13 protein-coding genes are annotated in these 13866 nt (G+C 37.6%); 11 read left to right on the top strand and 2 right to left on the bottom strand.

The features are described 5' to 3' along the window. Positions 1-203: 203 nt before the first annotated feature. Positions 204-854 (bottom strand): NAD(P)H-dependent oxidoreductase, encoded by a 651-nt coding sequence (locus ABG082_RS15105; protein WP_272511088.1) that lies wholly within the window; start codon positions 852-854, stop codon positions 204-206. Positions 855-937: 83 nt separating this feature from the next. On the opposite strand from ABG082_RS15105, the gene ABG082_RS15100 reads away from it, so the two are divergent. Together ABG082_RS15100 and ABG082_RS15095 are read left to right on the top strand one after the other, a co-directional pair. Then, complete coding sequence (locus ABG082_RS15100) at positions 938-1870, top strand: WYL domain-containing protein (protein WP_272511087.1); 933 nt, start codon at positions 938-940, stop codon at positions 1868-1870. 183 nt (positions 1871-2053) lie between these two features. Then, positions 2054-4060, top strand: a complete 2007-nt coding sequence (locus ABG082_RS15095; RefSeq protein ID WP_057079111.1) for a DUF6270 domain-containing protein — start codon at positions 2054-2056, stop codon at positions 4058-4060. Between the two features lie 123 nt (positions 4061-4183). On the opposite strand, the gene ABG082_RS15090 is transcribed toward ABG082_RS15095, so the two are convergent. Continuing rightward, a complete protein-coding gene (locus tag ABG082_RS15090) occupies positions 4184-5398 on the bottom strand; it encodes a DUF418 domain-containing protein (RefSeq protein ID WP_272511086.1) in 1215 nt (404 codons plus the stop codon). Positions 5399-5652: 254 nt separating this feature from the next. Between ABG082_RS15090 and ABG082_RS15085 the strand changes: the two genes are divergently transcribed. The 9 genes from ABG082_RS15085 (at position 5653) to ABG082_RS15045 (ending at position 13865) form a co-directional block, all read left to right on the top strand. Then, positions 5653-6348 carry a response regulator transcription factor gene (locus ABG082_RS15085; protein ID WP_057079113.1) on the top strand — a complete coding sequence of 232 codons (696 nt, stop codon included), beginning with the start codon at positions 5653-5655 and terminating at the stop codon, positions 6346-6348. After that, positions 6335-7642, top strand: coding sequence for a HAMP domain-containing sensor histidine kinase (locus ABG082_RS15080; RefSeq protein ID WP_057079114.1), 1308 nt, complete (start codon positions 6335-6337; stop codon positions 7640-7642). Before ABG082_RS15085 ends, ABG082_RS15080 begins: the two co-directional genes overlap by 14 nt. 37 nt (positions 7643-7679) lie before the next feature. Further along, a complete protein-coding gene (psiE, locus tag ABG082_RS15075) occupies positions 7680-8108 on the top strand; it encodes a phosphate-starvation-inducible protein PsiE (RefSeq protein ID WP_057079115.1) in 429 nt (142 codons plus the stop codon). A 312-nt stretch (positions 8109-8420) separates the two neighbouring features. Then, complete coding sequence (locus ABG082_RS15070) at positions 8421-8954, top strand: PadR family transcriptional regulator (protein WP_057079116.1); 534 nt, start codon at positions 8421-8423, stop codon at positions 8952-8954. Positions 8955-8957: 3 nt separating this feature from the next. After that, positions 8958-9704 carry a hypothetical protein gene (locus tag ABG082_RS15065; protein ID WP_057079117.1) on the top strand — a complete coding sequence of 249 codons (747 nt, stop codon included), beginning with the start codon at positions 8958-8960 and terminating at the stop codon, positions 9702-9704. Between the two features lie 40 nt (positions 9705-9744). Next, positions 9745-10656 carry an alpha/beta fold hydrolase gene (locus tag ABG082_RS15060; protein WP_234781029.1) on the top strand — a complete coding sequence of 304 codons (912 nt, stop codon included), beginning with the start codon at positions 9745-9747 and terminating at the stop codon, positions 10654-10656. 136 nt (positions 10657-10792) lie between these two features. Then, entirely contained in the window at positions 10793-11746 is a 954-nt protein-coding gene (locus ABG082_RS15055) for an iron-siderophore ABC transporter substrate-binding protein (RefSeq protein ID WP_113747018.1), read from the top strand. A gap of 72 nt (positions 11747-11818) precedes the next feature. After that, a complete protein-coding gene (locus ABG082_RS15050) occupies positions 11819-12835 on the top strand; it encodes an iron ABC transporter permease (RefSeq protein WP_048002542.1) in 1017 nt (338 codons plus the stop codon). Continuing rightward, positions 12828-13865, top strand: a complete 1038-nt coding sequence (locus ABG082_RS15045) for an iron ABC transporter permease (protein ID WP_039963820.1) — start codon at positions 12828-12830, stop codon at positions 13863-13865. Before ABG082_RS15050 ends, ABG082_RS15045 begins: the two co-directional genes overlap by 8 nt. Position 13866 lies beyond the last annotated feature (1 nt).

Below are 13866 nucleotides of genomic sequence, written 5' to 3'. Positions count from 1 at the left end.
GCCAAAAGCGCTACAAGTCATATTTAAATATTTTAAAAAATGGATATATCAAAGGTTAGACGAGTTTGATTGTTATATTAGTTCATGCCATTTCGAACAATATTAATCAAGTTTGATAATGGAAGGTTCAATCGGTTAATAATAAAAGACCAAAAACGTGATATCAAACGTTTTTGGTCTTTTTGTTTTTGAAAAAATCCAATTCATATCCCGCTAGGCGAGTAAAACGCATCAAAGGCTTTAGACAAATCGTCAGCTGCAGATGTCAAGATCGTTTCTTCTTCTAAAATCGCTGTTCCTTGTGCCCGGACAATATGAAATTGTTGAAAACCCATCAAGTTTTGGAATATTTCCTTTAGATAATAATATGAGAATTCCAGAGGTGTGTACCGATCGTTATTTGTGAAAATTGAGCCACTTGCTTGAAGCAAAAGTACACGATAATCGTCAGTCATCAGACCAACTGAACCATCTTCTGTATATTTAAACGTTTCTCTAGCAATCAAGATATTGTCTATATAATCTTTCATACGTGACGTCACATTGAAATTATGAACAGGTGATACAATCACGATTCGATGATGTGCTTTGAATTGAGCCAATAAAGCAGAGGAAGAAGCAGCGATTTTTTCCTCCGCAGCTGTTAATGTTTGTTCAGATGCTTGCTTTTCCCAAATACCTAGCAGCTGTTCTTTTTCGATACGGGGAATTTCATTTTCATATAAATGTAAAATGGTAGGCTCCTCATAAGGAAATCTTTCTTTGAACTGTTCTAAAAATAGTGTTTGCAGTTTGTTTGAATAACTTTCTTGATAAGTGAAATTAGGGTGCGCGTTAATGATGAATGTTTTCATATGCATGCTCCTTTTCTTTTGATAAACTGAGTATAAAATATAAAGATGACAAAACATGTCACCTTTTTCAGAAGGAAAATCAAATGAAAAAATCAGAACGATTAAACCAAGAGCTTATTTTTTTAAGTGATAAATATTCATTTCAATTAAAAGATTTAGAAACTGAATTTGGCATTTCTAAACGTACGGCTTTAAGAGATATGGAAGAGCTAGAGTCCATGGGCTTAGCTTTTTATGTTGAAAATGGCAGACATGGAGGATATCGGCTCATGAATCAATCTCCATTGGTTCCGATCTATTTTCAAATAGATGAAGTTCAAGCCATTTTTTTCGCTCTTAAAGCGCTAGATCTGTTGTCAGCAACACCGTTTAAAAAGTCTTACTCACAGATTCGCCAAAAACTGTTTGCTACAATGTCTGATGAGAGAAAACATCGGATCACGGAGATTTTGGATGTTATTCATTACTATCATGTCGCGCCAGTGAGTGAACAACATCATTTGGATTTGATATTGCAGGCAATGATGGAAGGTCAAATCGTGAAGATGACATACACTCAATATGAACATAAAAGGATCAGGCTACAATTTCTTAAGTTGTTTTATCGAAATGGGATTTGGTTTACCGAAGCATATGATGTTCTGAATAAAAAGTGGGGCATCTACAGGTGTGATTGTATGACGGACATGATGATCGAAGAAGAAACGAAAGACACTTTTACGAAGGAAGAATTAAAAGCACTGCAGCTCGAATACGAAAAAACCTATCATGATATCTCTTTTAAATGTCGATTAACGGAACAAGGAAAAGAAAAGTTTTTGAAGAATCATTATCCGAATATGAGATTGGAGATCATTGATGATACGCCTTATATTGTAGGGGGATACAACCAAGAAGAATTATCGTATATGACTCACTATTTGATCTCATTTGGGAAACATGTGAAAATTGAATACCCCGATGAATTAAAAGAGAGTTATTTGACTCAATTGCAAGAAATGATGGATCAATATTAAAGTTGAACTTCTACAGAAAAGGCGAACTGCTAAAGTTCGCCTTTTTTCTTTAATAAAAGTTAATGTTAAATTATTCTTTATCATGTAAAATAAAACTAGTTAGGAAAGATTACATATGCTTAAAAGACTGGTTTTAAATCAGTTTTGGACCAAATAATAACCGATATGAGGGGTAATTTCATTATGCATGCAAATATAATATCGTATATTTTTGACAAACAAACTGGCGATATGGAAATGAAAGTTAAATGTGATACATCAAATAATAACATGACATTGCTGTGGCAGAAAAGACAAAGTAGTAGTAATTTGAATTTGTATGGTGGAGTGTACTTTCATAGTTCTATAAATAATGGAATTGCAATCTTTAAAATGAACGTAAATGAAATATTAGATATCTCTACCTTTCATGATAAAGAAATCATTTGGGACTGTTTTTACGTAAATGGAAATGAAAAAGTTGGGGTGAATTTTCCTGAGGTTCATTCTAATTTTGAATATCATATTTTTGAAAGAGATTTGTATAAAGTAGTACCATTTATAACAAAAGGCGCTAAAACGCTGGCGTTATTTATAAGGACTGTAGAGATTAAAAGTAATATTCATCTTTTAGAAATTCAAAAAGATGGGGTAAAAGGAATAGTGGAACTGGAATCAAAGGAAATAGATATCCAACAGTTCCAAACATACTTATGCTTGCGTAAAAGAGATCATAATTCTTTGACAGAATATACACAAGAGGTCTCCACAAAACTTTTTTATATAGATAATAAGTATCAAATTGAAGGCGATTTTAAAGAATTCTTTCATAGTATAACCAACCAAACATCATGGGATATATTTGTGAAAGTCGAAAGTTCCAAAAATAAAATTTATGTGGCAGCAAATTTCGAACAGCTCACTTCTATAAGAATAGATTTTCATGATTTGTTTTATTCTATAAAAGCCTTACAAACTCTTCAACAAAATATAATTACGTTACAAATTAAACAGAAAGAGTTTGCTTCCTTGGTTTCTTCTGTTTCAGAAAATGAAGATGTTTTTTATTTCAAAGGGGATTTACCGAAAATTGGAGGTGAAAAGAGGTACAGCTTAGTTAGTAAACTCCGTGGGAAAGTAGCTGATAACTTTGAATATTTCAATGAATTTGAAAATGAAATATCAACGGATGATAATTTAACTTTTGATATCAAAGTTTCTCTTGCTGAATTGATTCCCAATTTTAAAGACAAGGATATATGGGATTTGTTTATCAGATGTAGACAAGATGGTGAGTTTTGTTATGATATACCTTTATCGTCTAATAGCAAGCAGAAAATAATGTCGACTAATAAAAAAGTTACTTTATTTGTAAATGGTTCACATTCTTATTCAGTTTGGGTAAATGTTGATAGAGGACCTCGAGATAATCTAACAAACATTGCAATATTAGGTACTTGTTATAGTCGAAATGCTTTTAATACATCAGATTTTTTCAATCCATACTACAAAAAACTATACAAATGTTCTTATACTCAGTTCCATTCAAATATTATGAGTATAGTATCTGATCCAGTAGTGTTTGATGAAACTGAATTTCTTGATTGTGGATTAAAACCTTCAGACATTAGTTATATTAGATCAGATTTTCAAAAAGATTTTTTTGAAAACTTATTAGAAAGTAATGCAGACTATTTAATAATAGATTTTTATGTTGATGCTTGTAGAGAAGTCATTCAAATTAAGGAAAATGCAAATATCACATTAAATTACTTACTTCCTCGAACAAAATACTTTAAACAAATTAAAAATAAGCCTGTCATATCTCATACCAATAATGAAATGTATTTAGATTTATGGAAAGAAAAACTTAAAGTATTTGTTCAAAGACTTCTTGAAATAATGCCGGCAGATAAAATAATTTTAAATAGAGGACGGTTAACATCAAAATATTTAGATTCAAACAATAAAATTAATGATTTCCCTAATCAAGATATTATAAAGAGGAACAATATATTATGGGATAGAATGGATCATTGCTTAATAAATTTGATACCAGAAATAAAAACAATTGATATGCGTGATACGTCTTTTATTGGTCATTATAATCATCCATTTGGCAAAAGTTATGCACATTATGAAAGTGGATATTACAAAGAGTTTTTGTCGAAATTAAATGAGATAGTCTTAATGGATAAAAGTAATCAATAATGGAAAGTAATATCTTTTCTAATCATTCGCAGTGTTAAACTAGACATATTAGAAAATGACAACTATGAAAGCAAAAAAACCGATTTTCTCAAAGGGATAATCGGTTTTTTATTATTTGCGAGACTATTTTTTAATTGAGGATGAATGTACTGTAAATGCTTTAGAAATTTGTTTTACCTTTCCATACGTCAGCTGCCGCCAAATATATTCCATCGGTCCATACTTAAACCGCTTTAACCAAAACGTACTGAAAAGCACAAGGAAGACATACACGCCAATAGCCATGAAGAACGTACCAGCCGGCTGAAGATGATCGACAAGCCCCGCTCCATACTTTAGAAATAGCAAGGTTCCAATGATCGAGTGAAGCAAATAACAGGTTAGTGACATCCGTCCGACTTTTGTAAAGACCATCAAAGCACCTCGCAGCTGAGGAACGTGTAGAAATAGCATTGCGAGTGTACTCATATAGAACATACTGCCAGTTAATCCTCCGTTTTGTTCAAGGGCAGTGGCCATGTTAACCCAGAGTGTATTTTCAAAAGGATTGACCGCCGTAATGATCGTACTGCCTTGGGTGATGAGAAAAGCGATTGTACAAATGATCCAAATGCGATTCCAAATTGCTTTTTTCGCCTCCATGTTTTTGAAAAACTCCATTTTCACAAAATACACACCAAGTAAAAACATGAAGAACATAGAATAGACAGTGAAAAATGAACTGGAAGCCATTGTCACCATATCTGCCCACCGGTCACCAATAGATGCTAAATAAGTCAGACTGTTGTGGCTGATTAATTCAAAATCGGCAAAGTCTGGCTTGCCTGATGATCCTGAACTGATGGTATTGAGCAGCATTGTGAAAAAGGGTGTGAACAATTGAATCACAAAGAGTGTGATCAGCCAGTTTCGGATGGTTTTGGCTGTGCGTTTGTAAAAGAAAAGCAATAAAAAGCCAGCAACTGCATAATAGGCCAAAATATCACCAATCCAAACAAAAGTTAAATGCAGAAGGCCAAACCCTAAGAGAATGGTTAATCTGCGGGCAAACAGTTTGTTCGGACTGTCCACCTTCTGAGCAGCTCGATCCATAAAAATCATAAACCCAACCCCGAATAGGAAGGAGAACAACGTAATGAATTTCCCAGAGGCAAACCAATTCACTAAGTTATGAAAGACATCATTTGATTCCATATCGAACCCCTTCGCCGAATCCACGATCAAAAAGTAATTGACTAGAATAATCCCCATTAAGGCGAACCCTCGTACAATGTCCAAGAAATGAACCCGTTCCCGCAGACTCATCGGTTGTCCGTGTGCTACTTTGTTTGCATTCATATCCATGCTCCTTTTCTTGTTATGATAAAAATATCATTTGGATCAATTCATCGATCCCTACAATGAATCAATATACGGTCCAATTCTTAACAATTTATGAAGATCCAATATTTTGAAAACAAATGTGACGAATTGATGGCAGAGGGGCAAATTCATAAACTGTTAAGATTTATGTTGTATCTTTTCACATAGCTAGATGATATATAGTAAAGTCATAAAAGAAAGTACATCACGTATCATGAGGTGAGAGAGACATGACGCATCGAATATTAATTGTAGAAGATGATCAAGATATTGGAGACCTTTTGCAGGAATCCCTTACACGTGCTGGATATGAGGTGCTGAGAGCGATGAATGGCGAGCAAGCATTGAAGTTTGTGGACGATTCGCTCGATTTGGTGATTTTGGATGTGATGATGCCAGGCATATCAGGCATCGAAACGTGCCAGCAGATAAGAGCCTCTTCTAATGTCCCGATTCTATTTCTAACAGCCAAATCAAGTACATTCGATAAAACCGACGGCTTACTTGCCGGCGGAGATGATTATATGACAAAACCTTTTTCACAAGAGGAGCTTCATGCTAGAGTGATTGCACAATTACGCAGGTATACTGTCTATCAGGAAAAGAAGGAACAAGAAGAAACTTATCTTGTTGGAGGCAAGCTAAGGGTGAGCGAAGAATTTAATGAAGTGTGGAAAGAAAATCAACAACTCAAGCTGTCTGATTTAGAATATCGTATGTTGAAGCTGCTTATGAGCAGGCGAAACAAAATCTTTTCAGCTCAAAATATTTATGAGAGCGTGTGGGGACAGCCTTATTTCTATTGTTCTAACAATACAGTGATGGTGCATATTCGAAAGCTGCGTGCCAAAATTGAGGATGATCCGGCACGTCCTATATATATCAAAACCGAATGGGGAAGAGGATACCGATTTGGCACATCGTAAATATACGCTACCTAAAAAGCTGGCATTGTTGATTTTGGTGGCTGCCATTGTGAGCGGTCTTGTTTTTATGACGCTGCAAAAGATCACCAATGAGCTCATTGATGGATACTTGAGTTCGGACGAGTATTACGAGGAGGAGTCGGCTAAATATATTCAAAAATTCAGTCGTTATGTGTCTGAGAATAAGCTGTCTTCAACAGATCGACAAGCGTTTGGTGAGTGGGTGAAAAAAAAGAATTACATTAATTTGACTATCTTCAAGGATGAGGTGCTACAATATGACTCCATCTATTCGGCTGCGGATGAATCGGCGTACGGGAAAGAAAAGGTGACCCAGTACGCCGATCATCATTCGTTTCCTGTTCAGTTTAGCGACGGTGAAGGTCGGGTCATGGTGGATGGTTTCTATTCGTCTCGTTACCACGATCTTGCGTTTACGCTCGAGCTGCTTGGAGCAACGCTTATTTTTCTCCTCATTGTTCTTCTCGGTATTCGCAAAAGTTTACGCTACCTGCAAACGATTCACCAAGACATTCATATTCTTGAAGGCGGCGAGCTGGACTATGAGATGACGGTGAAAGGGCATGACGAATTAGCGATGATTGCCAAAAGTATTGAGGACCTTCGTAAAGCTTTTTTGGACAAGCTTCAAGCCATCGACGAGTTGCAAGAAGAGAGCCGCAGCTTGGTTACTGAAATGTCACACGATATGAGAACACCGCTAACGTCGCTGATGATGAACTTGGAGTTTGCGAAAAAAGAGGAGGATGGAGCGGATACCCGTAAGGATCAATATATAGCAAGTGCTTATGAAAAAGCAGTGCAATTGAAAAATCTATCTGATAATCTGTTCGCCTATTTTCTACTTGATAAAGAACATGAACCTGAGCTTGAGACAGTTGCAGTCAAAGAGGTCATTTACGATCTCTTATCAGATCAGGTGTCGATCTTGCAGCAAGAGACATTTAAGGTTTATCTTTTAGGAGAGCTGCCCGACAGCTATATCAACGTGAATGTCGAGGAACTTGGCCGAGTGTTTGATAATCTGATGTCCAACATACTGAAATACGCCAATCCGAAAAAAGACATCGATCTCACGTTTCTATCCGATCAAGAAATCTTTGAGATCCATGTCAGCAATGCGATAAAAGAGACAAATGGCACGCAGGAAAGCACTGGACTTGGTGAACGAAGCATAAAACGAATGATGTCCCGTATGCACGGGCAGTTTGAAAGCATGGAAAGGAACGGAGTTTACTACATCGTGCTGCGATTCTGGCACATCAAAATATAGATAACAAATAAATAACATGGAATGGAGAGACAATCTAATGAAACGATTCAACAACTTCCATAAGGTACCCGATCTATTGCAAGGCCTTCTGAATATCTGTCTGTTTTTTCTGGCCATTGCTTTAAGCGTCCTCTTAATTAGTGAAACTTGGTATATTGTCAAATTTGTCTACAATAATTTGCTCAACAAAGGAGAAAGCTATTATGAAATGCTCGGTGAGCTGCTGATCTTCTTTATGTACTTTGAGTTTATTGCCTTAATTATTAAGTACTTTAAATCAAACTTTCATTTTCCGCTCCGCTATTTTATTTACATTGGCATCACAGCCGTCATCCGTTTGATTATCATCGATCATGAAGAGGCTGTATCGACCTTCTGGTGGGCGCTGACCATTCTAGCCATGACCGTTGCACTCTTTATCGCCAGTAAACGACATGCGATTCAGGAGCATGAAGAAGTGAAGTGAGGGAAGAAGACGAACGATGACCGTTCGTCTTTTTTTAATTTGAACGAGGTGGTTCGCTCATGAACAATCTTGAGCTGGTTGTCTATTAATGAACGGTTAAAATTTGAGGGGAAGTTCAATGAAATTGTTGAATTTCAACCTGTTCAGTTGATCACTCATCGTATTGCAAACCTCATCATTCATGAACATCGTGCTAGGCTTTTTTTGGGGAATCTGAAAAAGTGTTTAGTATGAAAGAAAGTTTCACCCTAATCTTGAAACTATACTCAATGTTGAGTATAGTGTGAATAAATGTTGATTAGGAGGAATCTGATGACGAATTTATATATATTAGGATTACTATCGATGAAACCGATGTCAGGGTATGATGTTGAGCAGAATTTAAAAAATACAATGGTAGATATATGGGGAGGAATTCTAGTTGGTTCAATCTATTATGCGCTAAATAAATTAGAAAAAGGAAACTATATAAAAGTTTGTGAAACTAGGACGGTAGGGAAAAAGCGTACTAAAATTTATGATATTACAGAATTTGGAAAAAAATACAAAAAAGAATGTGTGATGAAATGTCTTGTAGAATCTCAAAATAATTATCCAACTCAACTTTTTGCTGGACTAATGTTTGCTGACGAAATTGAAAAACAAGAAGCTGTTAAATCATTAAATATTCAAATTGAAGCGCAAAAAAAACATTTATCAGAAATAAAAAAGGGTGAAGAAGAAAAAGAGAAACAAATGAATTTATCTCCTTTAACAAGGCTAACGTTTGATTACATTTATGAAATGGAAGAAATGAAAATGAAGTATCTTCATGAAGTTATTCATTTAATTAAGACGGGGGGTTAACTGATGAATAAAGTCGATCATATTGTTATCAATGTTGATGATAAATATCAAAAAGACAAAAAAATGATAGATATGATACAACAAAATGGTTTTCCGTATGCACCTAAAAAAGGTAAAAGAACAAAAGGCTTTAAAATAAGCAATCTTTGGATTGGAAAAGAGTATCTTGAATTAGTGAATATAACACAGAAGGATGGCGGTGGCTGGAAAAAAGATTGGACAGAGTTGTATAATCGAGGCACAAGAGGAGCAATATGCTTAATGATTGATGTATCAGATATTGATTCTGTACATCAATCGCTTTTAGACAAAGCATTTGATGTACAAACGCCAGAAAGAATCGAATATAAATTATTTGGACTATTTAAAGTTTCATCACTATGGAGAAACATGTACTTACCTTATTTTGAAAAAGAGGCATTTCAAATTGGATTTCAGCAATTAGATAACGAAGATATTTCTGAAAAATTTCAAAAGAAAATGATTCCCAATAGTATCAGTCATAAGATAATGGGGATGACCAAAATTATAATAAATGGCAAGTGGACGGAATTAGACTTCAATATGATTGAGAATACCTTTCGTAATACTCAAAAAGAAGGCAAATCATTAAAAATAAAACTTAATAATGGAAGCGATATAATTTTTGTTGAAAACAATGATTTTTCCCTTTACATAGAAATGGATAATCACAGTTTGCAATCTAAGTCTATAACAAAAATAGAAAATGTATATTTAGTAAACAATTAGATTCAATACTTACAGATAATTATAGAAGGAGCGAAAAAAATTGAAAGATACCGAGACAGAACCGTTCTCATTTACGAGTATGCGGCAGGCAGCCCCTGTTCATATTCCAGAAAGACAATTCATTCAATCACATGATGGTATACGTCTAGCTTATTATCCATTTTTATCAGAAAAGAAGACGCATGCCAATGTGATTTTGATTCATGGGGGAGGCGCTCATAGCTTGGCTGGCTATGAGCATATCGCATCCACGCTGCAACATGATTTTCATGTGAATGTGTTTTTACTCGACCTAAGAGGCCATGGCCATTCACAAGGAAAAAAGGGTGATACACCTAGTGTTACGGATGTATGGCAAGATATCTCGCAAGTTTTGGATGCGATCAAACAGGAGCATAAAGGAGCCATGTATCTTTGTGGTCATTCATCTGGAGCGGGTCTGCTTCTGAACTACATGTCTTGGCCCGAAAAGAGAGAAGTGGACGGTTACTTTTTTATCGCACCTGAATTTGGCTATAAGTCAGGCACTGCAAGGGCTGATCAAATCCCTTTTGCCACCGTTCAAGTATGGAAATTCATTCTGTCTGCGATGACAAAAGGGAGTCTGATGAGTCATTCTGAAGCGGTACGTTTTCATTATCCTGCATGGGTAGTCGAGCAGGATCCGCTTCTGTTGACGGCTATCACCGTCAATCTATCTCTTGCCTTAACCCCATCTGCACCTAAAAAACAATTTGCGAAGATGGATCGGCCGTATGGCATGTTTGTAGGCAGCAAGGATGAGCTGTATGACGTCGAGACATTTCTCCCCTATCATGAGCTGCCGAAGGAACCAATCAAAAAACAATCAGTCTATCAAGTGCTAGAAGGACATACGCATTTGTCGATTTTACTAGAAGCAGGAAAACAGATTGGAAGGAACATTCAAATGTGGAATCCTTCTGTTTCATAAGAACAACTAGTCAACACTCTACCTTTTTCTTAAAAATTTACATTGACACCATCCTTTTCTATGATAAAATCATAGTGTGATAATGAGAATCGTTATCAAAAGATGTGACTACATATAGAATGGATAGGTGAGGTACATGTTCAAAAAATCTTTTTGGTCGCTGTTAGTTGTGCTCTCCATCGTATTACTTGCGGCTTGTGGCAGTAATAGCAATGAAGGCAAGTCAGATAGTAATGAGAAAACAAGAACCGTTGAAAGCGCTATCGGTTCAACTGAAATTAAAGGATCGCCTAAACGTGTGGTGACATTGTATCAAGGAGCAACAGATGCAGCAGTCGCTATGGGCATTAAACCAGTTGGTGTTGTAGAATCATGGCTTGAAACACCTACTTATAAATATTTAAGAGATGATTTAAAGGATGTTAAAATTGTTGGTCAGGAAACACAGCCAAACTTAGAAGAAATTGAAAAACTCAAGCCGGATTTGATCATTGCATCTAAAGTTCGCCATGAGCAAATTTTTGATCAGCTGAAAGAAATTGCTCCAACTGTTGCAACAGAAACAGTGTTCACTTTTAAAGATACAGTGAAGTTAATGGGTGAAGCGCTAGATCAGCAAGATAAATCAAAAGAATTGCTGACGAAGTGGGATGACCGTGTCGCTGATTTCAAAGAAAAGGCGAAAAAGGACATCAAAAACTGGCCAATGAATGTGGCAGTGGTCAACTTCCGTGCAGACCATGCGAGAATCTATCAAACTGGATTCGCGGGTTCGATTTTAACAGAACTAGGATTTGAAGGTCCAAAGAATGTCAAAGATAAAAAGCAAGATATCGTGACACTTACAGATAAAGAAAGCATTCCACAGATGAATGCAGATGTGATCTATTACTTTATGGATGATCAAGATAAGGCAGTTGAAAAAGCGTATAAAGAGTGGACGAGCCATCCTTTATGGAAGCAGCTTGACGCAGTGAAAGCGAAGCAAGTGCATAAAGTGGATGAAATCACTTGGAACATGGCAGGCGGAATCATTGCTGCAAACATGATGCTTGATGATATTTATGATCGTCTAGGAATTGATCAATAAGTAGAGCGGAGGAGAAAATGTGAACTTACCATTTTCTCCTTTTTTCCATAACAGATTGAAAGCGGGAATCAGATGAGAAGTTTATTAAAAAAGGATTCAAGCAAGGCACTGCTTTTTGCTGGATTCATCGTGTTGATGTTGGTCTTTTTTATGCTCAGTATTTCTCTTGGGCAAACCTCCATTCCCCTCAAAGCCACCATCCATGCGTTTCTTCAGTTCGATGAGTCAGATCCAAACAGTGTGATTGTCATGACATCCAGATTATCAAGAGCTTTAATTGCAACGGTCGTTGGATCAAGTCTAGCGATTTCAGGTGCACTCATGCAGGCATTGACGAGAAATCCGCTGGCTGCACCAGATCTTTTAGGTATTAATGCAGGTGGACTCTTTTTTATTGTGATTTCGATTGTTTTCTTTTCTACAGAGTCGTTAACAGGTTATATGTGGACGGCCTTTTTAGGCGCTGCCATTGCAGGTATGCTCGTCTTTCTTCTAGGCTCCATTGGAAGAGACGGACTGACACCGGTCAAAATTGTGCTCGCAGGTGCTGCGATATCTGCTCTGTTTGCGTCCTTTACTCAAGGACTTTTAATCGTGAATGAACAGTCCATTCAAAGCATCCTGTTCTGGATGGCTGGTTCAGTGTCAGGAAGAAGTATAGATATGCTGCTGCCTGTGTTGCCTTATATTCTAGGGGCGACTGTTGTGGCGCTGCTTCTTGGCCGCTCGATCAATGTCCTTTTATCGGGTGATGATATTGCGAAAGGGCTTGGCCAGCGTACGCTTCTTTTGAAGATGACGATGGGGGTACTCGTCGTCTTTTTAGCGGGTGGTTCCGTCGCTGTCGCAGGATCCATTGGATTTGTTGGTTTTCTTGTGCCGCATATTGTGAAAAAGCTCGTTGGACCTGACCACCGCTGGGTACTGCCGTATTGTGCCGTTGTAGGGGCATCGCTTTTACTTGTCGCAGACCTTGCCGCTCGTTTTCTGATCATGCCGCAGGAAGTACCGATTGGTGTCATGACGGCGGTAGCAGGAGCGCCTCTATTTGTTTATCTCGTGCGCAAGGGGTTGAAGACAGGTGGCTAAAACATATACAGTGCGTTCAAAGGGCGGACGCATTTCATTTCAATTTTCAAAGCGGACGTTTTTGATTTTACTATTATTGACAGGCATTGCCTTTGGTTTATTTATTCTGAGCCTTTGTATGGGCAGCCGTTTTATTCCGCCTACGGATGTGCTGCTGCATATCTTCGGACAAGGCGAGGGAAATACGTTTGTATTAAATACGCTGAGGATTCCAAGGACCCTGCTTGCGGTTTTAGTGGGAGCGGCACTTGCGGTATCGGGGCTTATTTTACAAGGTCTCATTCGAAATCCGCTTGCATCGCCTGACATCATAGGAATTACGAGCGGTGCGTCGTTTGGCGCCATTATGTTCATCGTCTTTTGGATGGGCACTGTGCCTATTGCTTATCAGTCGTTGTGGGCCATTGCAGGCGCTTTTGCGGTATCATGCCTGATTTATTTGCTTTCATGGAAAAAAGGCGTCAAGCCGATCACGCTCGTCTTGATGGGGATTGGGATTTCCGCCATTATGAAGGCGTGTGTGACGTTTACTCTTGTGCTCAGCGATACGATGACCACGACCAAGTCATACATCTGGCTGACGGGTAGTTTATATGGTTCTACAATGAAGGACGTCACCGCAATGCTTCCTTGGGTATTGATGATTTTACCGATTGTCATGGTGCTGGCAAGAACGATGAATGTGAAGGAGCTTGGAGATGATCTTGCAACAGGTCTCGGGGTCAAGGTTCAGGCGAAGCGGTTATTCTTTCTACTGATGAGTGTGACATTAGCCGGTATTGCCGTTGCATTCGCAGGTGGTATTGAATTTGTTGGACTGATGGCGCCGCATGTTGCACGGATGATCATCGGTCGTTCCTTTATTGCGCTTGTTCCAGCATCTGCGCTTGTTGGAAGTATTCTTGTGATGCTGGCAGACTTAGTTGCGAGAACGGCTTTTCTCCCGTTAGATGTACCGGCAGGTGTGTTTACGGCGGCAATTGGTGCACCGTTCTTTATTTATTTGTTATATCAACAGCGAAATCGCTAAA

Origin of the sequence: Bacillus sp. BS1807G30 (assembly GCF_040047675.1) — a bacterium.
GTDB classification, from domain to species: domain Bacteria; phylum Bacillota; class Bacilli; order Bacillales; family Bacillaceae; genus Bacillus; species Bacillus altitudinis.
The sequence above is the reverse complement of the archived record's forward strand: the minus strand, read 5'-3'. Positions and strand labels throughout refer to the sequence as shown.

Coding starts and splice junctions, on each gene's coding strand:
- ABG082_RS15100 (WP_272511087.1), top strand. CDS start 938: ATGAAAAAATCAGAACGATTAAACCAAGAGCTTATTTTTTTAAGTGAT.
- ABG082_RS15085 (WP_057079113.1), top strand. CDS start 5,653: ATGACGCATCGAATATTAATTGTAGAAGATGATCAAGATATTGGAGAC.
- ABG082_RS15065 (WP_057079117.1), top strand. CDS start 8,958: ATGAATAAAGTCGATCATATTGTTATCAATGTTGATGATAAATATCAA.
- ABG082_RS15090 (WP_272511086.1), bottom strand. CDS start 5,398: ATGAATGCAAACAAAGTAGCACACGGACAACCGATGAGTCTGCGGGAA.
- psiE (WP_057079115.1), top strand. CDS start 7,680: ATGAAACGATTCAACAACTTCCATAAGGTACCCGATCTATTGCAAGGC.
- ABG082_RS15105 (WP_272511088.1), bottom strand. CDS start 854: ATGAAAACATTCATCATTAACGCGCACCCTAATTTCACTTATCAAGAA.
- ABG082_RS15050 (WP_048002542.1), top strand. CDS start 11,819: ATGAGAAGTTTATTAAAAAAGGATTCAAGCAAGGCACTGCTTTTTGCT.
- ABG082_RS15095 (WP_057079111.1), top strand. CDS start 2,054: ATGCATGCAAATATAATATCGTATATTTTTGACAAACAAACTGGCGAT.
- ABG082_RS15070 (WP_057079116.1), top strand. CDS start 8,421: ATGACGAATTTATATATATTAGGATTACTATCGATGAAACCGATGTCA.
- ABG082_RS15055 (WP_113747018.1), top strand. CDS start 10,793: ATGTTCAAAAAATCTTTTTGGTCGCTGTTAGTTGTGCTCTCCATCGTA.